The 20,334-nt window shown below is 59.9% G+C and carries 19 protein-coding genes; 10 read left to right on the forward strand and 9 right to left on the reverse strand.

All coding sequences use genetic code 11. The annotated features are described in order from the left end of the window. Positions 1–52: 52 nt before the first annotated feature. Complete coding sequence (gene rhlB / locus PMA3_RS04260; protein WP_064675999.1) at positions 53–1,540, reverse strand: ATP-dependent RNA helicase RhlB; 1,488 nt, start codon at positions 1,538–1,540, stop codon at positions 53–55. Positions 1,541–1,638: 98 nt separating this feature from the next. Further along, entirely contained in the window at positions 1,639–2,295 is a 657-nt protein-coding gene (locus PMA3_RS04265) for an alpha/beta hydrolase (protein ID WP_064676000.1), read from the reverse strand. 467 nt (positions 2,296–2,762) lie between these two features. Between PMA3_RS04265 and PMA3_RS04270 the strand changes: the two genes are divergently transcribed. From PMA3_RS04270 to PMA3_RS04310, 9 genes are all read left to right on the forward strand, one after another. Then, positions 2,763–3,791, forward strand: coding sequence for an amino acid ABC transporter substrate-binding protein (locus tag PMA3_RS04270; protein ID WP_064676001.1), 1,029 nt, complete (start codon positions 2,763–2,765; stop codon positions 3,789–3,791). 65 nt (positions 3,792–3,856) lie between these two features. After that, positions 3,857–5,038: an amino acid ABC transporter permease gene (locus PMA3_RS04275; protein ID WP_064676002.1), complete on the forward strand. Its 1,182-nt coding sequence runs from the start codon at positions 3,857–3,859 to the stop codon at positions 5,036–5,038. Positions 5,039–5,048: 10 nt separating this feature from the next. Beyond that, a complete protein-coding gene (locus PMA3_RS04280) occupies positions 5,049–6,146 on the forward strand; it encodes an amino acid ABC transporter permease (protein ID WP_064676003.1) in 1,098 nt (365 codons plus the stop codon). 11 nt (positions 6,147–6,157) lie between these two features. Beyond that, complete coding sequence (locus PMA3_RS04285) at positions 6,158–6,922, forward strand: amino acid ABC transporter ATP-binding protein (RefSeq protein WP_064676004.1); 765 nt, start codon at positions 6,158–6,160, stop codon at positions 6,920–6,922. A 188-nt stretch (positions 6,923–7,110) separates the two neighbouring features. Continuing rightward, on the forward strand, positions 7,111–7,770 hold the full coding sequence (locus PMA3_RS04290; protein WP_064676005.1) for a FadR/GntR family transcriptional regulator: 660 nt from the start codon (positions 7,111–7,113) through the stop codon (positions 7,768–7,770). Then, positions 7,760–9,076, forward strand: a complete 1,317-nt coding sequence (locus PMA3_RS04295; protein WP_064676006.1) for a CynX/NimT family MFS transporter — start codon at positions 7,760–7,762, stop codon at positions 9,074–9,076. The genes PMA3_RS04290 and PMA3_RS04295 overlap by 11 nt, the downstream gene beginning before the upstream one ends. 239 nt (positions 9,077–9,315) lie before the next feature. After that, the gene (locus PMA3_RS04300) at positions 9,316–9,786 is read left to right on the forward strand and encodes a nuclear transport factor 2 family protein (protein ID WP_064676007.1); all 471 of its coding nucleotides are present in this window, start codon (positions 9,316–9,318) and stop codon (positions 9,784–9,786) included. A gap of 39 nt (positions 9,787–9,825) precedes the next feature. Beyond that, the gene (locus PMA3_RS04305) at positions 9,826–10,146 is read left to right on the forward strand and encodes a GIY-YIG nuclease family protein (protein WP_064676008.1); all 321 of its coding nucleotides are present in this window, start codon (positions 9,826–9,828) and stop codon (positions 10,144–10,146) included. Between the two features lie 88 nt (positions 10,147–10,234). Next, positions 10,235–11,170, forward strand: coding sequence for a glutathione S-transferase family protein (locus PMA3_RS04310; protein WP_064676009.1), 936 nt, complete (start codon positions 10,235–10,237; stop codon positions 11,168–11,170). A 136-nt stretch (positions 11,171–11,306) separates the two neighbouring features. Here PMA3_RS04310 and PMA3_RS04315 read toward each other — a convergent pair whose 3' ends face one another. Together PMA3_RS04315 and yejK are read right to left on the reverse strand one after the other, a co-directional pair. Beyond that, a complete protein-coding gene (locus PMA3_RS04315; protein ID WP_064676010.1) occupies positions 11,307–11,657 on the reverse strand; it encodes a glutaredoxin family protein in 351 nt (116 codons plus the stop codon). Further along, entirely contained in the window at positions 11,657–12,661 is a 1,005-nt protein-coding gene (yejK, locus tag PMA3_RS04320) for a nucleoid-associated protein YejK (RefSeq protein ID WP_064676011.1), read from the reverse strand. Before yejK ends, PMA3_RS04315 begins: the two co-directional genes overlap by 1 nt. Positions 12,662–13,055: 394 nt before the next feature. On the opposite strand from yejK, the gene PMA3_RS04325 reads away from it, so the two are divergent. Further along, positions 13,056–13,337: an HU family DNA-binding protein gene (locus PMA3_RS04325; protein ID WP_007905514.1), complete on the forward strand. Its 282-nt coding sequence runs from the start codon at positions 13,056–13,058 to the stop codon at positions 13,335–13,337. Between the two features lie 152 nt (positions 13,338–13,489). Here PMA3_RS04325 and rlmF read toward each other — a convergent pair whose 3' ends face one another. The 5 genes from rlmF to PMA3_RS04350 all read right to left on the reverse strand — a co-directional run bounded on the left by rlmF (position 13,490) and on the right by PMA3_RS04350 (position 20,282). Then, the gene (gene rlmF / locus PMA3_RS04330) at positions 13,490–14,512 is read right to left on the reverse strand and encodes a 23S rRNA (adenine(1618)-N(6))-methyltransferase RlmF (RefSeq protein ID WP_064676012.1); all 1,023 of its coding nucleotides are present in this window, start codon (positions 14,510–14,512) and stop codon (positions 13,490–13,492) included. A gap of 239 nt (positions 14,513–14,751) precedes the next feature. Beyond that, positions 14,752–17,598: a valine--tRNA ligase gene (locus PMA3_RS04335; protein ID WP_064676013.1), complete on the reverse strand. Its 2,847-nt coding sequence runs from the start codon at positions 17,596–17,598 to the stop codon at positions 14,752–14,754. Between the two features lie 223 nt (positions 17,599–17,821). Next, positions 17,822–18,205 (reverse strand): hypothetical protein, encoded by a 384-nt coding sequence (locus PMA3_RS04340; RefSeq protein ID WP_064676014.1) that lies wholly within the window; start codon positions 18,203–18,205, stop codon positions 17,822–17,824. Between the two features lie 8 nt (positions 18,206–18,213). Then, entirely contained in the window at positions 18,214–18,642 is a 429-nt protein-coding gene (locus PMA3_RS04345; protein WP_064676015.1) for a DNA polymerase III subunit chi, read from the reverse strand. A gap of 149 nt (positions 18,643–18,791) precedes the next feature. Continuing rightward, positions 18,792–20,282, reverse strand: coding sequence for a leucyl aminopeptidase (locus tag PMA3_RS04350; protein WP_064676016.1), 1,491 nt, complete (start codon positions 20,280–20,282; stop codon positions 18,792–18,794). Positions 20,283–20,334: the final 52 nt, after the last annotated feature.

A 20,334-nucleotide genomic window follows, 5' to 3' on the forward strand; every position in this document is an offset into this window, starting at 1 on the left:
GAAAAAAAAGCGCAGTCCGTTTCCGGCTGCGCCTTTTTTCAATGCGCCGGGGTTACGGGCGCTTGCGCTCTACCGCCCGCAGCAAATGCGTCGGTGGCGTTTCACAGTTGATCTTGCGACCCAGAAGCGCCTCGATGGACGGTAGCTGGTAGGAATCGTCTTCACCGGCAAAACTGATGGATACACCGTCGGCGCCGGCGCGACCGGTACGGCCGATGCGGTGCACGTAGTCGTCCGGGACTTCCGGCAAGGTGAAGTTGATCACATGGCTGATGCCTTCGATGTGAATGCCGCGACCGGCCACGTCAGTGGCGACCAGCACGCGGATCTTGCCTTCGCGGAAACCTTCCAGGGTCTTGATGCGTTTGTGCTGCGGCACATCGCCGGACAGCTGCGCGGCATTCACGCCATCACGCACCAGGCGCTCTTCGATGCGTCGCACTTCATCCTTGCGGTTGGCGAACACCATCACCCGCTCCCAACCGTTGTCGTTGACCAGGTTGTAGAGCAGTTTGTATTTGTCGGCACCGGCCACGGCGTAGATGTGCTGTTCGACGTTTTCGCTGGCCACGTTCTGCGACTCGATCTCGACGATCGACGGATCGGTGGTCCATTGCTTGGCCAGGTTCATCACGTCTTCGGTGAAGGTCGCGGAGAACAGCAGCGTCTGACGTTCGTTCTTCGGCGGAGTCTGGCGAATGATCTGACGCACTTGTGGGATGAAACCCATGTCGAGCATCCGGTCGGCTTCATCCAGGACCATGACTTCGACCATGTCCAGGTGCACGTCGCCGCGCTGGTTGAAGTCCAGCAAACGACCCGGAGTGGCGACGAGGATGTCGCAATGACGGGCTTCGAGATGCTTGAGCTGCTTGTCGAAGTCCATGCCGCCGACAAACGTCATGACGTTGAGGCCGGTGTACTTGGTCAGGTCGGCTGCGTCCTTGGCGATCTGCACCACCAGTTCCCGGGTCGGGGCAATGATCAGCGCCCGCGGCTCGCCCATGTAGCGCTCTTTCGGCGGTGGGGTTTGCAGCAACTGGGTGATGATCGAAATCAGGAACGCGGCGGTTTTGCCGGTGCCGGTCTGGGCGCGACCGATGGCGTCTTTGCCCGCCAGGGTAAAACCAAGCACCTGCGCCTGGATCGGCGTGCAATACGGGAAGCCCAGGTCCTGGATGGCATGCATCAGTTCGGGGGCAAGTTTGAAATCGTGGAAACGGGTTTTGCCTTCCTGGGGTTCGACGGCGAAATCTTCGAGTTTCCAGGGAATGACCGGCGCTTTCGGCTTGGGTTCGCGACGGGGTTTTACAGGTTTTGCGGCTTCGCTGAGCGGTTGCTCGGCGGCGATGGCCGGGGCAGGTTGGACGGCCGGTGTGGGTACCGGCGCGTGCTTCGGTACCGCTGCGGCTGCGGTCCGACCAGGCTGATGACCGTCGGTGCGGTGGCTGGGGAGGTGAGACGGAGCGCTGGAGACTGGCGCGAGCTGCTCAGTCTCGCTTTTACCGAACATTTTCTTGAGTGCTTTGAGCACGGTCATCTCATCAATTGATTAAGGAATATACGCCGGCCAGTGTAATGCAAGAATCGGGCGCGGCGTAGGGGGATGGATCAATGGGCTGTTTTTCCCTTGAACGGTTAACGCAAACCCTCGGCGAGCCACTTGCCGATGTCGCGAATCTCCTCGGGTAACACTTCGTGACCCATTGGGTATTCCTGCCATGTCACGGTGACACCACGCTGCTTTAAATACTCGTAGGCAGTCCGGCCCATGGAGTTTTGCACCACGTCATCGTACTGGCCGTGCAAGGACAGCACGGGAATGCGCTGCTGGCTGGCGGAAAGCTCCAGTTCGTCGCTGAAGGTCGGTGCATAGGTCGAGAGGGCAAGTACGCCACCCAGTGGCCCCTGCCATTTCAAAAATGCGGTGTGCAACACCACGGCACCGCCTTGGGAGAAGCCGGCCAGGAAGATCCGCGAGGCGTCTATTCCGCCAGCGCGTTGCTCTTCGATCAAATCGAAGACCCGTTGCGCGGACGCTTCCAGCTGCTCGCGGCTGATCGCGCGCGCCGGGCTCATGGCCAATATGTCGTACCAGCTCGGCATCTCGTAACCGCCATTGATGGTGACGGCGCGGGTCGGTGCCTGGGGCAGGACGAAGCGGGTACTCAGCAGTACTTCCTGAAGCGCTTCAGCCACCGGCAGGAAGTCGTAGCGGTCGGCACCCAGGCCGTGCAGCCAGATAACGCAGGCGTCTGCGGGCTTGACGGGTTGAAGAATCAAGGGCTCGGTCATGGGTGCTCCATATATGTGCGTGCGCTCTCGATCAGTGCGAGATCCGGGGGCGCGTCTGGTTGATCAGTTAAGAAGATGTCGCAAGGCTACAAGTTTTGCTATTGACCTGTCGCTTAAACGCTTTCTCGAGCGCTCTGGTACGGGCTTTGCTATGGGGAATCGGTACAACCGATCCCGCGCCTGGCGGTAACACTATCAGTGTACTGCTGGCTGTGGGATAGCAAAAAATCCGGTGATGGATGTTCGCCAGTGGCCGCTACGGGCTTCGCGAACGTGAAAGGGCTACCGCCCGTTCGGCCGATTGGTGAGAAGTGAGAGGTCCATGCTGTGGATTTTCTCCTACTAGACTCATGGCGCAGGTCCGACGTCGGTTGACCCAAAAAAAAGCCAACATGGGTCTACAACGCCTCACAAGGGTGCGACAGGACTTACGCTCCGACACAACAAGAGCAAAACTGGAGGTTTGAATGAAGATGTTGAAATCCACCCTGGCCGTCGTGACTGCAGCCGCAGTGCTCGGCGTCAGTGGGTTCGCTCAGGCGGGTGCGACCCTGGATGCAGTGCAGAAAAAAGGTTTCGTACAGTGCGGTGTCAGTGACGGTCTGCCGGGCTTCTCGGTTCCGGACTCCACTGGCAAGATCATCGGTATCGACGCCGACGTCTGCCGCGCGGTGGCCGCTGCCGTATTCGGCGACGCGACCAAGGTCAAATTCAGCCAGTTGAACGCCAAAGAGCGCTTCACCGCGTTGCAGTCCGGCGAAATCGACGTGCTGTCGCGCAACACCACCTGGACCAGCTCCCGCGATTCGGGCATGGGCCTGGTGTTTGCCGGCGTGACTTACTACGACGGCATCGGCTTCCTGGTGAATAACAAGCTGGGCGTGAAGAGCGCCAAGGAGCTCGACGGCGCCACCATCTGCATTCAAGCCGGTACCACCACCGAGCTCAACGTTTCCGACTACTTCCGCGGCAACGGTCTGAAATACACCCCGATCACCTTCGACACCTCCGATGAAAGCGCCAAGTCGCTGGAATCCGGTCGTTGCGACGTGCTGACCTCCGACAAATCCCAGCTCTACGCACAACGCAGCAAGCTGGGCACTCCGACCGACTACGTCGTTCTGCCGGAAACCATCTCCAAGGAGCCCCTGGGCCCAGTCGTGCGTAAAGGCGACGAAGAGTGGTTCAGCATTGTGAAGTGGACCCTGTTCGCCATGCTCAACGCCGAAGAAATGGGCATCACCCAGAAAAACGTCGAAGCTGAAGCCAAAGCCACCAAGAACCCGGACGTCGCTCGTCTGCTGGGTGCTGACGGCGAATACGGCAAAGACCTGAAAGTGAAGAAAGACTGGGTCGTGCAGATCGTCAAGCAAGTGGGCAACTACGGTGAAGTGTTCGAGCGAAACCTCGGCAAGAGCACTCCGCTGGCCATCGACCGCGGGCTGAACGCCCTGTGGAACAACGGCGGCATTCAATACGCACCACCAGTGCGCTGATGGTTCTATCACCCGGTGGGCCAACCGCCGGGTGATGTTCTGTTCCATTCTTAGCGGGGCACTTCATGCAAAATTCAATCGGCGCACCAAAGCAGAGGCTCAGCCTCAGCGATCCAAAAGTGCGTGCGTGGCTATTTCAGATCATCACCATTGTCGCGGTGGTCTCGATGGGCTGGTACCTGTTCGACAATACGCAGACCAACCTTGAGCACCGGGGCATTACCTCCGGCTTCAGCTTTCTGGAGCGCAGTGCCGGTTTCGGCATCGCTCAGCACCTGATCGACTACACCGAATCGGACAGCTATGCCCGGGTGTTCGTCATCGGCCTGCTCAACACCCTGCTGGTGACCTTCATTGGCGTGATCCTGGCGACGATCCTCGGGTTCATCGTGGGTGTGTCACGGCTGTCGAAAAACTGGATCATCGCCAAGCTGGCGACGGTGTATGTCGAGGTTTTCCGTAACATTCCGCCGCTGCTGCAAATCCTGTTCTGGTACTTCGCGGTGTTCCTGACCATGCCGGGGCCGCGCAACAGCCATAACTTCGGCGACACCTTCTTCGTCAGCAGCCGCGGCCTGAACATGCCGGCGGCGTTGGCGGCGGACGGTTTCTGGCCGTTTGTGGCGAGCATTGTCGTGGCCATTGTCGCCATCGTGCTGGTGAACCGTTGGGCCACCAAACGCTTCGAAGCGACCGGCGTGCCGTTCCACAAGTTCTGGGCCAGCCTGGCGTTGTTCCTGCTGATCCCGGCGCTGTGCGCCTTGATCTTCGGTGCGCCGGTGCATTGGGAAATGCCGCAGCTCAAGGGCTTCAACTTCGTCGGCGGCTGGGTGCTAATCCCGGAACTGCTGGCGCTGACCCTGGCCCTGACCGTATACACCGCGGCGTTCATCGCCGAGATCGTGCGTTCGGGCATCAAGTCGGTCAGCCACGGCCAGACCGAAGCGGCGCACTCGTTGGGGCTGCGCAACGGCCCGACCCTGCGCAAGGTGATCATCCCGCAAGCCCTGCGCGTGATCATTCCCCCTCTGACCAGCCAATACCTGAACCTGGCGAAGAACTCCTCGCTGGCGGCCGGTATCGGTTACCCGGAAATGGTCTCGTTGTTTGCCGGTACGGTGCTGAACCAGACCGGGCAGGCGATCGAGGTGATTGCGATCACCATGAGCGTGTACCTGGCGATCAGTATCAGCATTTCCCTGCTGATGAACTGGTACAACAAGCGCATTGCGCTGATCGAGCGGTAAGGAAAAGCGCATGACGACTCATACTTTCAAACCTGACATGCCACCGCCGAACCGCAGTATCGGCGTGGTGGCGTGGATGCGCGCGAACATGTTCTCCAGCTGGCTCAACACCCTGTTGACCCTGTTCGCGTTCTATCTCATCTACCTGGTGGTCCCGCCGATCCTGAGCTGGGCGATCCTCGACGCCAACTGGGTCGGCACCAGCCAGTCCGACTGCACCAAGGACGGCGCTTGCTGGGTGTTCATCCAGCAACGCTTCGGCCAGTTCATGTATGGCTACTACCCGGTGGACCTGCGCTGGCGCGTGGACTTGACCGTGTGGCTGGCGGTGATCGGCGTGGCCCCGTTGTTCATCTCGCGCTTCCCGCGTAAAGCGGTGTACGGGCTGAGCTTTCTGGTGCTGTACCCGATCATTGCCTGGTGCCTGCTGCACGGCGGCGTGTTCGGCTTGACCCAGGTGGCGACCAGCCAGTGGGGCGGCTTGATGCTGACCCTGGTGATCGCCACCGTCGGTATTGCCGGTGCATTGCCGCTGGGGATCGTGCTGGCGCTGGGGCGGCGTTCGAACATGCCGGCAATTCGGGTAGTCTGCGTGACCTTCATCGAATTCTGGCGCGGCGTGCCGTTGATCACGGTGCTGTTCATGTCCTCGGTGATGCTGCCGTTGTTCCTGCCCGAAGGCATGAACTTCGACAAACTGCTGCGGGCGCTGATCGGCGTGATCCTGTTCCAGTCGGCTTACGTGGCCGAAGTGGTGCGTGGCGGTCTGCAAGCGATTCCCAAAGGCCAGTACGAAGCGGCGGCGGCGATGGGCCTGGGTTACTGGCGCAGCATGGGCCTGGTGATCCTGCCGCAAGCCCTGAAGCTGGTGATCCCCGGCATCGTCAACACCTTCATTGCGCTGTTCAAGGACACAAGCCTTGTGATCATCATCGGCCTGTTCGACCTGCTCAACAGTGTCAAGCAAGCCGCCGCCGATCCGAAATGGCTGGGCATGGCCACTGAAGGCTATGTGTTCGCGGCCCTGGTGTTCTGGATTTTCTGTTTTGGTATGTCCCGCTACTCCATGCATTTGGAACGTAAGCTGGACACTGGCCACAAGCGTTAGGAGCGTAATTTATGAGTGAAGCGATCAAACAGCCTGTGAGCCCTGAAGGCATTATTCAGATGCAGGGCGTGAACAAGTGGTACGGCCAGTTCCACGTGTTGAAAGACATCAACCTCAACGTCAAGCAGGGCGAGCGTATCGTGCTGTGCGGCCCGTCGGGTTCTGGCAAATCCACCACCATCCGCTGTCTCAACCGTCTGGAAGAGCACCAGCAGGGTCGTATCGTGGTCGATGGCGTGGAGCTGACCAACGACCTCAAGCAGATCGAATCGGTACGCCGTGAAGTCGGCATGGTGTTCCAGCACTTCAACCTGTTCCCGCACCTGACCATCCTGCAGAACTGCACCCTGGCGCCAATGTGGGTGCGCAAGATGCCCAAGCGCAAGGCCGAGGAAATCGCCATGCATTACCTGGAGCGCGTGCGCATTCCGGAGCAGGCGCACAAATACCCGGGGCAACTGTCCGGCGGTCAGCAGCAGCGCGTGGCGATTGCCCGGGCGCTGTGCATGAAACCGAAAATCATGCTGTTCGACGAACCGACTTCGGCGCTCGATCCGGAGATGGTGAAAGAGGTGCTCGACACAATGATCGGCCTGGCCGAAGACGGCATGACCATGCTCTGCGTGACCCACGAAATGGGCTTCGCCCGCACCGTGGCCAACCGGGTGATCTTCATGGACAAGGGTGAAATCGTCGAACAAGCGGCGCCGAACGACTTCTTCGATAACCCGCAGAATGATCGGACCAAGCTGTTCTTGAGCCAGATCCTGCATTGATCGACGTTTGGCAGTGAAATAAACCCGGACCTGTTCCGGGTTTATTTTTGCCCGCAGAACACACATCCCCTGTAGGAGCAAGCTCGCTCCTACAAAGGTTGTTCGCAGAATCCGGGTTGCCCTCGTGGACAAACCTGACTAACATGTCAGAAAAATTCATCCTATGATTGGATGAAAGGGCGAATTCCATGTCAGATATTTCTCCATTAGTTAAACGATCCCTGGTCGATCAGGCCCTGGATCAATTACGCCTGCGGATCAATCAAGGCGTCTGGACGGTCGGCCAGCGCTTGCCCACCGAGCCGGAATTGGCGACCGAGCTGGGCATCAGCCGCAACACCGTGCGCGAAGCCATGCGCGTGCTGGCGTTTTCCGGTTTGATCGAGATCCGCCAAGGCGACGGCAGCTACCTGCGGGCAGTGTTTGACCCCCTGGACACGATGAAAGCCTTGTCCCGCTGCTCTCCTGAGCAGGCGCGTGAAACCCGGCACATCCTGGAAGTCGAAGCCATCGGCCTGGCGGCGTTGCGCCGTACCGATGAAGACCTGGTGGCTTTGCGCGAAGCGTTGGGCGTCAGTGGCGGTCACTACCACGGTGATCTCGACACCTACATTGCTTGCGACCTCGTGTTCCACCGGCGTCTGGTAGATGCAGCGCACAACCCGACTCTCAGTGAGTTGTATCGCTATTTCTCGAGCATCGTCGGCGCGCATTTGCGCCAGACCCTGAACATCTCACCCCGACGCCAAGCGGTGTTCGACCTTCATGTCGAACTGCTAGATGCCGTCGAGCAACGCGACCCGGAACGGGCCAAAGCCCTGTCGAGGCAGTTGATCAATGAACCTTGAAGCCCAAAACCCCATGTCCACCCAGCAGGCCGGCAACAGCAATAAAACCGAGCGCAAGCGTACGGCGGAGCTCGAAGAGCTGTTGATCGACGCCGAGGCCGATGACGAACAGGTTCAGCAAACGCACCCGGTCCTGCGGCGGCCATGGTTGTTGTTGCTCGGCCTGATTCTGGTGGCGTTGAATTTACGTCCAGCATTGTCGAGCATGGCGCCGATACTCAGCGAGGTCTCGAAGACGCTGGGGTTATCGGCTGCCCAGGCCGGATTGCTGACGACCTTGCCAGTACTTTGCCTGGGTCTGTTCGCCCCCTTGGCGCCGGTGCTGGCACGACGTTTTGGTGCCGAGCGAGTGGTGTTGGGGATTCTTCTGATGCTGGCCGGCGGGATCATTTTGCGCAGCTCTTTCGGTGAGGTCGGCCTGTTCGCCGGCAGCGTACTGGCAGGCGCCAGCATCGGGGTGATCGGCGTGCTGCTGCCCGGCATTGTAAAACGCGACTTCCCGAAACAAGCCGGCACCATGACCGGCGTCTACACCATGGCTCTGTGCCTGGGCGCGGCCATGGCGGCTGGCGCGACCGTGCCTTTGAGCGAACATTTCGACAAAAGCTGGGCCTTGGGTCTCGGCTTCTGGGTAGTTCCAGCGTTGTTCGCAGCAATCTTCTGGTTGCCGCAAGTCAATCAGAAACACGGCGCGCATCATGTTGCCTATCGGGTCCGAGGGCTGTTGCGTGATCCGTTGGCCTGGCAAGTGACCTTATACATGGGCCTGCAATCGTCTTTGGCCTACATCGTGTTTGGCTGGCTGCCGTCGATTCTGATCGGGCGCGGCCTGACGCCAACCCAGGCTGGTCTGGTGTTGTCGGGGTCGGTGCTTATCCAGTTGATCAGCTCGCTGGCAGCACCCTGGCTGGCGACGCGTGGCAAGGATCAGCGAATGGCGATCGTGATCGTCATGGCAATGACTCTCGGCGGTTTGTTCGGTTGCCTGTATGCACCGCTCGATGGTTTGTGGGGCTGGGCGATCCTGCTGGGGTTGGGGCAAGGCGCTACGTTCAGCCTGGCATTGACCCTGATTGTGCTGCGCTCGCGGGACGCCCATGTGGCGGCCAACCTGTCGAGCATGGCCCAGGGCTTCGGTTACACCCTGGCATCCATGGGACCGTTCGCGGTCGGCATCGTGCATGACTGGACCGGTGGCTGGACCGCACTGGGCTGGATTTTCGGCGTCATCGGCTTCGGCGCGATCATTGCCGGTCTCGGTGCCGGGCGTTCGCTTTATGTGCAAGTGCAAAGCGAAAAGATCTGAGGCTGAACCCTCACTCTATTGATTAAGCGAAAATCAATGTGGGAGCGAGCTTGCTCGCGAAGACGGTGGTTCAGGCTCAGGCGATGTTGAATGTGCCGGCCTCTTCGCGAGCAAGCTCGCTCCCACAGGTTTTGTGGCTGCCGAAGATTTGCGTGGTATTCGGTATTCGAATGCCGATAGAGTTTCCACAGTTTGCAGATTATCGTGCTGGCAATCTGTCCATTTCTTGGAGTTTGCCCATGAGTGACGCCCACGCTGCTTTGATCACCCAGTTCTACCAAGCCTTCCAGCGCCTGGATGCCGAAGCCATGAGCGCTTGCTACACCGATGACGTGGTGTTCAGTGACCCGGCGTTCGGCGAGCTGCGCGGCCGTGATGCCGGTGACATGTGGCGCATGCTCACTACCCGGGCCAAGGATTTCTCCCTGACGTTCGACAACGTGCGCAGCGATGAACGCACCGGCGCTGCGCACTGGGTGGCGACCTACCTGTTCAGCCAGACCGGCAACACCGTGGTCAATGACATTCAGGCGCGTTTCGTGTTTCGCGACGGCAAGATTTGCGAGCATCACGACAGTTTTGATCTGTGGGCCTGGTCCCGTCAGGCGCTGGGATTCAAAGGGCTGCTGCTGGGCTGGACACCTGCGGTGAGAAACGCCGTTCGTGCGCAAGCGTTAAAGGGGCTAAAGGCATTCCAGGCCAGTCGCTGATAAGATCACGTCTTGTTTCCTACAAGCCTTGATCGTCACGTGAACACCTCGAGCGAATCTACCGTCATTGCCGCCGAACCGTCGCTGCCCGTCAGTAAAACCTGGTTCGTCTACCTTGTTCGCGCGGCTAATGGTTCGCTCTACTGCGGGATCAGCGACGATCCCGTCCGCCGTTTCGCCACCCACCAAAGCGGCAAAGGCGCGCGTTTCTTCCTGTCCAGCCCGGCCGTGGCATTGGTGTATACCGAAGTCTGCCGCGACAAAAGCGACGCCCTGCGGCAGGAACGGCTGATCAAAAAACTGAAAAAAAGCGCCAAGGAATGCCTGGTGGCGAGCGCGACGGCAGGCTTATCAATCTGACTGATAAGTTCCCATCAGGCAGATGGGTGGGCTGGGTGTGGATTGCGCGCTAAGCTGCGCACTCCTTACCCGTGCGGCGGAGCCGAGCATGTCCGAGTTGATTCTTCATCATTACCCGACGTCCCCTTTTTCCGAAAAGGCCCGCCTGCTGTTGGGTTTCAAGGGGCTGTCCTGGCGCTCGGTAACAATTTCGCCGGTGATGCCAAAACCCGATCTGACGGCGTTGACCGGAGGCTATCGCAAGACGCCCGTGTTGCAGGTTGGCGCTGATGTCTATTGCGACACGGCACTGATCGCCCGTCGCCTGGAACAGGAAAAAGCCCTGCCGGCGTTTTTTCCGGAAGGTCAGGAAATGATCGCTGCGACCTTCGCTGCCTGGGCTGATTCGGTGGTATTCCAACATGCGGTCAGCCTGGTGTTTCAACCGGAATCGATCGCTGTACGCTTCGGCACTATGCCACCGGAAGCGATCAAGGCGTTCATTGCCGATCGCACCGAGTTGTTCAGCGGTGGCAGCGCCACGCGCTTGTCGGCCGAGCAGGCCCGGCATCAATGGCCAACGATCATGGCACGCCTGGAGCAGCAGCTTCAGCGCGAGCAGGGCGACTTCCTGTTGGGTGAGCCATCGATCGCCGACTTTGCCCTGGCGCATCCGTTGTGGTTCCTCAAGGCGACGCCCGTCACGTCACCCTTGGTCGATGCTTATCCGGCGGTTTCGGCGTGGCTGGGACGCGTGCTGGGCTTCGGTCATGGCGCGTTCAGCGAGATGACGTCCGGAGAGGCATTGGAGATTGCGCGCAATGCCACCCCGGCGGCGTTGCCGGATGAGCAGTTCGAAGAGCCAAACGGGTTTCAGGCGGGCCAACAGGTCGTGATTGCCGCCACCGATTACGGTGTTGACCCGGTGGCCGGTGAGTTGCTGTTTGCAGGCTGCGAAGAATTGATTGTGCGTCGCGAAGACGAGCGTGGCGGCGTGGTGCATGTGCACTTTCCGCGCTTTGGATTTCGTATCGAAGCGCAATAAGCGCCAACACGGATCCCCAGTCATACACCGACCCCTGTAGGAGCGAGGCTTGCCCGCGAAGAACGATGGCGCAGTATGTCTGTTAAACCGCGTCATCGTTCTTCGCGGGCAAGCCTCGCTCCTACAGGGGGGGATGTTATTCCAGGGCGGCGAGGATCGCATCCGGGTCGTACCCGCGTATCAACGTCCCGTTCACATCGAGGATCGGAATCCCGCCGCCGCCCAATGCTTCATACGCCTTGCGCGCTTCGGCATCCTTCTCGATATCGAATTCCCTGTAGGGAATGCCTTTCTGATCAAGAAAGCGTCGGGCCAGTTTGCAGTAACCACACCATTCGGTGGCGTAGAGTACGACGTTGGCCTTGGCCTGAGTGTGCTCGGATACCACTTGTGACGGGTTGAACAGCCGCTCGATCTTGCCCCAGTTCTGGTAGACCACAACCACGAGCAGGATCAGCAGGCATTTCTTCAGGACCCCGGCCAGCATCAGTTGCGTCGCTTGAGCTGGTCGGTGAGTTGGGTCGGCAGGCCTTTGATGATCAGCGTGCCGGCCTCTTCGTCGTATTCGATCTTCGAGCCCAGCAGGTGTGCTTCGAAGCTGATCGACAGGCCTTCGGCACGGCCCGTGAAGCGGCGGAACTGGTTCAGGGTGCGTTTATCCGCCGGGATTTCCGGCGACAGACCGTAGTCCTTGTTGCGGATGTGATCGTAGAAGGCTTTCGGCCTTTCTTCGTCGATCAATTCCGAGAGCTCTTCCAGGCCCATGGGTTCGCCCATTTTTGCCTGGCTGCTGGCGTAATCGACCAGGGTTTTGGTCTTCTCGCGGGCGGACTCTTCCGGCAGGTCTTCGCTTTCGACGAAGTCGCTGAACGCCTTGAGCAAGGTGCGGGTTTCGCCCGGACCGTCGACGCCTTCCTGGCAGCCGATGAAGTCGCGGAAATACTCCGAAACCTTTTTCCCGTTCTTGCCTTTGATGAACGAAATGTACTGCCTGGACTGCTTGTTGTTCTGCCACTCGGAGACGTTGATCCGCGCCGCGAGGTGCAACTGACCCAGGTCCAGGTGCCGGGACGGGGTCACGTCCAGTTGTTCGGTCACTGCGACGCCTTCGCTGTGGTGCAGTAGGGCGATCGCCAGGTAATCGGTCATGCCCTGCTGGTAATGCGCAAACAGCACGTGGCCGCCCACAGAGAGGTTCGACTCTTCCATCAGCTTTTGCAGATGTTCCACCGCCACCCGGCTGAATGCCGTGAAATCCTTGCCGCCATCGAGGTATTCCTTCAGCCAGCCGCTGAACGGATGTGCCCCGGACTCGGCATGGAAGAAACCCCAGGCCTTGCCTTGTTTGGCGTTGTAGCTCTCGTTGAGATCGGCAAGCATGTACTCGATGGCGCTCGACTCGGGCAGTTCTTCGTTGCGGGCATGGAGAACTGCAGGTGTGCCGTCGGGTTTTTTGTCGATCAGGTGGACGATGCAATGACGGATCGGCATGGGCTTCTCGGCTGATTGAAGAGAGGAGGGCGTGCTCCCCGAAAAAGCGCCCAGTGTACCGCAACCACTGGTTATGGCGCGGCACGAAGGGCAATTCCAGCCCTCTCGACGGTGCTTATGCGGTTTTTTGCAGTTTTAGTGTAATAAAGCTGACCAATTGGGTAGCTAGAGGCGGATATTTCCCCGTCTCTGTGCTAGTTTTGCCCGGTCTTACGCGTAGTCACTGCGTTAAGCGTGCATTCAGCATTTGTCAGGTCGAACCAAACCCTGATTTCGGTATCTATAACCCCGATCCCGTGGTTATTGGCCGAGGGTGCCAGATCCAGAAGATCGGGCTCGATGGCTGACACTGCACTCTGCAATCCATATGAATTTGATAGGGAAGGAACACTACATGGCTCTTACTAAAGACCAACTGATCGCCGACATCGCTGAAGCTATCGACGCGCCAAAAACCACCGCGCGTAACGCTCTGGACCAACTGGGCCAAATCGTTGCCGATCAGCTGGAAAACGGCGGCGAAATCACCCTGCCAGGTATCGGCAAGCTGAAAGTGACTGAGCGTCCTGCCCGTACTGGCCGCAACCCTTCGACTGGCGCTGCCATCGAAATCGCTGCCAAGAAAGTGATCAAGCTGGTTGTGGCCAAAGGCCTGACCGACGCTGTCAACAAGTAAGACTTGTTGAAAAAAACCGTGCTCCGGAGCAATCCGGGCACGGTTTTTTTGTGTCTGGGATTCCTCCAAACACCGTTGATCCCTGTGGGAGCGGGCAAGCCCGCTCCCACAGGGTTTTTCGCAGCTCTGGGGATGCGAGGGGCAGCCTTTACTCAGCTCTTGCGCGCCCAACGTTCACGCCAGACTTGTTGCTCGGATTTGGTCTGGAACGTCCAGGCGACGAAACGGCTTTGTTTCTGCCCTTGCGACATTTCCACGACCTGGCTTTCCAGCACGCCAGCCTTTTTCAGCGCCGTCTGGATCGCTGGCAGGTTTGAGGCTTTCGAGACCAGGGTGCTGAACCAAAGCACTTTGTGTTGAAAATGCGCGCTCTCGGCGATCAGTTGCGTCACAAACCGTGCTTCGCCGCCTTCACACCACAATTCGGCCGACTGACCGCCAAAGTTCAGCACCGGCAGTTTGCGTTTCGGATCGGCCCGGCCCAGCGCGCGCCATTTACGCTCGCTGCCCTTGGTGGCCTCGTCCATCGACGCGTGGAACGGCGGGTTGCACATGGTCAGGTCAAAGCGTTCGCCGGGTTCGAGCAGGCCCAGCAGGATGTGCTTGGGATTACTCTGCTGGCGCAGCTGGATGGCTTTGTTCAGCCCGTTGGATTGCACGATGGCCTTGGCGGCGGCCACGGCCGTCGGGTCGATCTCCGAGCCGAGGAAGTGCCAACGGTAATCGCTGTAGCCGATCAACGGATAGACGCAGTTGGCGCCCATGCCGATATCGAGCACCTTGACCGGCGCACCCCGAGGGATCTCGCCATCGTTGACGCTGGCCAGCAGGTCGGCCAGGAAGTGCACATAATCAGCACGACCAGGGACAGGAGGGCACAGGTAGTCAGCCGGGATGTCCCAATGGGCAATGCCGTAGAACGATTTGAGCAGCGCCCGGTTGAACACCCGCACCGCGTCCGGGCTGGCGAAGTCGATGCTTTCCTTGCCGTACGGATTGATGATCACGAACTGCGCCAGTTCCGGCGTGGTCTTGATCAGCGCCGGGAAGTCGTAGCGACCCTGATGGCGGTTGCGCGGGTGCAGGCTGGCCTTCTCGCGGGGTTCCACGGCTTTGGCCGGGGTGGCGGAGTCAGGCTTCTTGCGCGCAGGTCTTGGTGTGCGGGGGGCGTTCATGGGCGTTGTCGATTCGGGTATGGCTAAAAGTGGCGGGTATTGTCCCACAGACAATGACTGCGCGGGGGATCCCGTAGGAGCGAGGCTTGCCCGCGAAGAACGATAATGCGGTATGTCTGTTTGACCGGATCGCGATCTTCGCGGGCAAGCCTCGCTCCTACAGAAAGCGGGTTTTGGTGTTTGGCGGGCATAAAAAAGGGAGGCCGTTGCGGACCTCCCTTTTTCAGTGCGATTCGCCGTTACAAACTGGCAATCCGCGCATGCTGCTCGGCCAACTTGCCCAAAGCCTGTTCGGCTTCAGCCAGTTTGGCGCGTTCCTTGTCGATCACTTCGGCCGGGGCCTTGTCGACGAAGCCGGCATTGGACAGCTTGCCGCCCACGCGCTGGACTTCGCCCTGCAGACGCAGGATTTCCTTGTCCAGACGTGCCAGTTCGGCGTCCTTGTCGATCAGGCCGGCCATCGGCACCAGCACTTCCATCTCGCCAACCAGAGCGGTGGCGGACAGCGGTGCTTCTTCGCCAGCCTGGAGAACGGTGATCGACTCCAGACGCGCCAGCTTCTTCAGCAGCGCTTCGTTCTCGGTGAGGCGACGCTGATCTTCGGCACTGACGTTTTTCAGGAACAGGTTCAGCGGCTTGCCCGGGCCGATGTTCATTTCGCCACGGATGTTACGCGTGCCGAGCATCAGGCCCTTGAGCCATTCGATGTCGTCTTCGGCGCCCTGATCGATGCGCTCTTCATTGGCCACTGGCCAAGGTTGCAACATGATCGTCTTGCCTTCGATACCGGCCAGCGGCGCGACGCGCTGCCAGATTTCTTCGGTGATGAACGGCATGAACGGGTGCGCCAGGCGCAGCGCGACTTCCAATACCCGAACCAGCGTGCGACGCGTACCGCGCTGGCGTTCGACCGGTGCGTTTTCGTCCCACAGCACAGGCTTGGACAGTTCCAGGTACCAGTCGCAATACTGGTTCCAGATGAACTCGTACAAGGCTTGGGCGGCCAGATCGAAACGGAACTGATCGAGCTGACGGGTCACTTCGGCTTCGGTGCGTTGCAGCTGCGAGATGATCCAGCGATCCGCCAGGGACAGTTCAAAGGCTTCGCCGTTCTGGCCGCAGTCTTCGCCCTTGTCCAGCACGTAGCGCGCGGCGTTCCAGATCTTGTTGCAGAAGTTGCGATAGCCTTCGACGCGGCCCATGTCGAACTTGATGTCGCGGCCGGTGGAGGCCAGCGAGCAGAACGTGAAGCGCAAGGCGTCGGTGCCATAACTGGCGATGCCGTCGGCGAACTCGTCGCGGGTCTGCTTCTCGATCTTCTTCGCCAGCTTCGGCTGCATCATGCCCGAGGTGCGTTTCTGCACCAGGTCTTCGAGTTCGATGCCGTCGATGATGTCCAGCGGGTCCAGGACGTTGCCCTTGGACTTGGACATCTTCTGGCCTTGGCCATCACGCACCAGGCCATGAACATAAACGGTCTTGAACGGAACCTGTGGCGTGCCGTCTTCGTTTTTCACCAGGTGCATGGTGAGCATGATCATCCGGGCAACCCAGAAGAAAATGATGTCGAAACCGGTCACCAGCACGTCGGTGGAGTGGAATTTTTTCAGGAATTCGGTCTGCTCCGGCCAGCCGAGGGTGGAGAAGGTCCACAGCCCCGAACTGAACCAGGTGTCGAGAACGTCGTTGTCCTGTTGCAGCGCAACGTCCGGGCCGAGGTTGTTCTTGGCACGCACTTCGGCTTCGTCGCGACCGACATAGACCTTGCCCGACTCGTCGTACCAGGCCGGAATCCGGTGGCCCCACCACAGCTGACGGCTGATGCACCAGTCCTGGATGTCGCGCATCCACGAGAAGTACATGTTTTCGTATTGCTTGGGCACGAACTGAATGCGGCCATCTTCAACCGCAGCAATGGCCGGCTCGGCCAATGGCTTGGTCGAAACGTACCACTGGTCGGTCAGCCACGGCTCGATGATGGTGCCGGAGCGGTCGCCTTTGGGCACTTTCAGGCCGTGATCGTCGACGCTGACCAGCAGGCCGGCGGCTTCGAATGCAGCCACGATCTGCTTGCGCGCTTCGAAACGGTCCAGGCCGGCGTATTCGGCTGGAAGCTTGCCGTCGACTTCGGTGTTCAGCGTGCCGTCCAGGTTGAACACCTGGGCTGCAGGCAGAACATTGGCGTTTTTGTCGAAGATGTTCAGCAGCGGCAGATTGTGGCGCTTGCCGACTTCGTAGTCGTTGAAATCGTGGGCCGGGGTGATTTTCACGCAACCGGTGCCGAATTCAGGATCGCAGTAATCGTCGGCGATGATCGGGATGCGGCGGCCGACCAGCGGCAGCTCGACAAATTGGCCGATCAGGGCTTTGTAGCGTTCATCGTTCGGGTTAACGGCCACGGCGGCATCGCCGAGCATGGTTTCCGGGCGAGTGGTCGCGACGATCAGGTAATCCTTGCCTTCAGCGGTCTTGGCGCCGTCCGCCAGCGGGTACTTCAGGTTCCACAGGAAACCTTTCTCGTCGTGGTTTTCCACTTCGAGGTCGGAAATCGCCGTGTGCAACTTGGTGTCCCAGTTGACCAGACGCTTGCCGCGGTAGATCAGGCCGTCTTCGTGCAGGCGCACGAACGCTTCTTTAACCGCTTCCGAGAGACCGTCGTCCATGGTGAAGCGCTCGCGGCTCCAGTCCACGGACGAGCCGAGGCGGCGGATCTGACGGCTGATGTTGCCGCCGGACTGATCCTTCCATTCCCAGACTTTCTCGAGGAATTTTTCACGGCCCAGGTCGTGACGGTTCTGGCCCTGGGCTTCGAGTTGACGCTCCACCAGCATTTGCGTGGCGATGCCGGCGTGGTCCGTGCCCGGCTGCCACAGGGTGTTGCGACCCTGCATGCGGCGGAAACGGATCAGGGCGTCCATGATCGCGTTGTTGAAGCCATGCCCCATGTGCAGGCTGCCGGTGACGTTCGGCGGCGGGATCATGATGGTGTAGGACTCGCCCGCGCCTTGCGGGGCGAAGTAATTCTCTGACTCCCAGGTGTTGTACCAGGAAGCTTCAATGGCGTGCGGCTGGTAGGTCTTATCCATGCGCGGCGGGACCCTATTGGCATTTATTCAGGAAAAGCCGGCAAGTATAGCGGGGCATGGGGCAGAGGGCGAGTTGATCACGGGATGAGCTGACTATCAGCCATTGCACAAAAACAATGTGGGAGCCGGGCTTGCTCGCGAAGGCAGCCTGTCATCCAACACAAATGTTGAATGTTACTGCCTCTTCGCGAGCAAGCCCGCTCCCACATTGGAATGGTGGTGTCTATTCGTACTGGCTGAGAAGCCGATCCATCCGCGCGGCGAGCCGGCGTTTGATTTCGGTTTCGATGTGCGGGGCGAAGTCGTCGATCACGTCTTGCATGATCAGCATGGCGGCGGAGCGCAGTTCGCCGTCCAGATGCAGCAGGGCGTCCGGGCCTTTATTGGCCTCAGGTGCAGGCTCGGCGGCAGGGGTGGGTGGTGTCGGTTCGATCGTAGGCTGGGAAGCGCTGACCGCATCGAACAACATCGGAATCTGTTCCTGATCATCGTCCTCGACCGTATCGGTCAGCAGGGGCGGTTGCAGGTTATCGTCGCCGAGCAGTTGCCGGATCGACTCGAGGTCGTCCAGCAGGTGCGCGGACTGTTGCTGTTTTGGAGTGTCCATCGGAATGCTCAGAGTCGCTGTAGACGGTGATCTTGCAGAGGATAGCCCTGTTCGCGGTAGAAGCGGAAACTCTCCCGCGCGGCCTGACGAATCGTCGGATCTTCAACCACCACTTCCGCCACGCGGGCGAATTGCCCGGCGAAGGTCGGGACTTTCAGGTCGAGGTTGACCAGCAGGTCCTGATGCGGACCGCAGTCATCGCCCAGGCCTAGCACAATCACCCCCTCCGGCTCGCTTTCGGCGGGACCGTGAGGCACGAAGCTTTCGCCCTTGAAAGCCCACAGGCGCGCATCGAGAGCGTCACGCTGGGCGGCATCGCTGCAATGCAGGTAGATGCGGTGGCCCATGCGCCAGGCTTTCTCGGTGAGCTTGCAGGCGAAATCCAGCCGCGCCGAAGGATCGGCGCTGGGCAGGATATAGAAGTCGACTTTGGTCATTGCGGTTCCTGGAATCAACTTCCGCGGAATCTGTAGGAGCGAGCTTGCTCGCGAAGGTCGTCAACGATTACGCGGGAAACCAGGTTAATCGCGGCGATCTTGAGTTTTTCGCGAGCAAGCTCGCTCCTACAGTGGTCAGTGAGCGATATTTAGGCTTTGGCGCGGTCCAGCAGGTATTGGGTCAGCAGTGGGACCGGACGGCCAGTGGCGCCCTTGTCCTTGCCGCCGCTGGTCCACGCGGTGCCGGCGATGTCCAGGTGCGCCCAGTTCAGGTTCTTGGTGAAGCGCGACAGGAAGCAGGCCGCAGTGATGGTGCCGGCTTTCGGACCGCCAATGTTGGCGATGTCGGCGAACGGGCTGTCCAGCTGTTCCTGGTACTCATCGAACAGCGGCAGCTGCCAGGCGCGGTCGTCGGCGGACTGGCCGGCGCGCAACAGTTGGCCGATCAGTTCGTCGTTGTTGCCCAGCAGGCCCGAGGCATGGGAGCCCAGTGCGACGACGCAAGCGCCGGTCAGGGTGGCAATGTCGATGACCGCTTGCGGCTTGAAGCGCTCGGAGTAGGTCAGGGCATCGCACAGCACCAGACGGCCTTCGGCGTCGGTGTTGAGGATTTCCACGGTCTGGCCGCTCATGGTGGTGACAATGTCGCCAGGGCGTGCAGCGTTGCCGCTCGGCATGTTCTCGGCGCAGGCCAGGATGCACACCAGGTTGATCGGCAGTTTCAGTTCGAGCACGGCACGCAGGGTGCCGAAGACGCTGGCGGCGCCGCCCATGTCGTACTTCATTTCATCCATGCCGGCGCCGGGTTTCAGGCTGATGCCGCCGGTGTCGAAGGTGATGCCTTTGCCGACCAGTGCGTACGGCTTCTCGGATTTCTTGCCGCCGTTGTACTGCATGACGATCAGGCGCGGTGGCTGGGCACTGCCCTGGCCAACGGCATAGAACGAACCCATGCCCAGGTCCTTGATCTTTTTCTCATCGAGGACTTCGACTTTCAGGCTCTTGAACTCCTTGCCCAGGTTCTTCGCCTGTTCACCGAGGAAGGTCGGGTGGCAAATGTTCGGCGGCAGGTTGCCCAGGTTGCGGGTAAACGCCATGCCATTGGCGATGGCGGTGGCATGGGCCACGGCGCGCTCGACTTCAGCCTGTGCTGCCTTGATGGTCACCAGGGTGACTTTCTTCAGGGTGCGGGGCTCGGCTTTCTGGCTCTTGAACTGATCGAAAGTGTATTCGCCGTCCACCAGGGTTTCGGCCAGCAGGCGGGTCTTGCCGTAGCTGTCGCGACCCTTGACCACGATTTCATCCAGGGCGAGCACGGCATCGTTGCCGCCCAGGCCCTTGAGAGTGTTGAGGATGCCGGCGACGATTTTGCGGAACGGGCGGTCGCCCAACTCGTCGTCCTTGCCGACACCTACCAGCAACACACGCTCGGCCTTGAGGTTCGGCACGCTGTGCAGCAACAGGCTCTGACCGACTTTGCCGGCCAGATCGCCACGCTTGAGCACCGTACTGATGGCGCCGCCGCTCAGTTCGTCGAGTTGGCGGGCAGTGGCGCCGAGTTTGCGGTCTTCGCCGACGGCGACCACCAGAGTGGCGGTCTTCAACGTTTCTGGGCTAACGCTTTTTACAACCAGTTCCATGTCCGGGTCCCTGAATGAATGGTCAACAACGCAAGCGTAAGAACTTGCTTAT

This window comes from Pseudomonas silesiensis (assembly GCF_001661075.1).
Taxonomy (GTDB): Bacteria; Pseudomonadota; Gammaproteobacteria; order Pseudomonadales; family Pseudomonadaceae; genus Aquipseudomonas; species Aquipseudomonas silesiensis.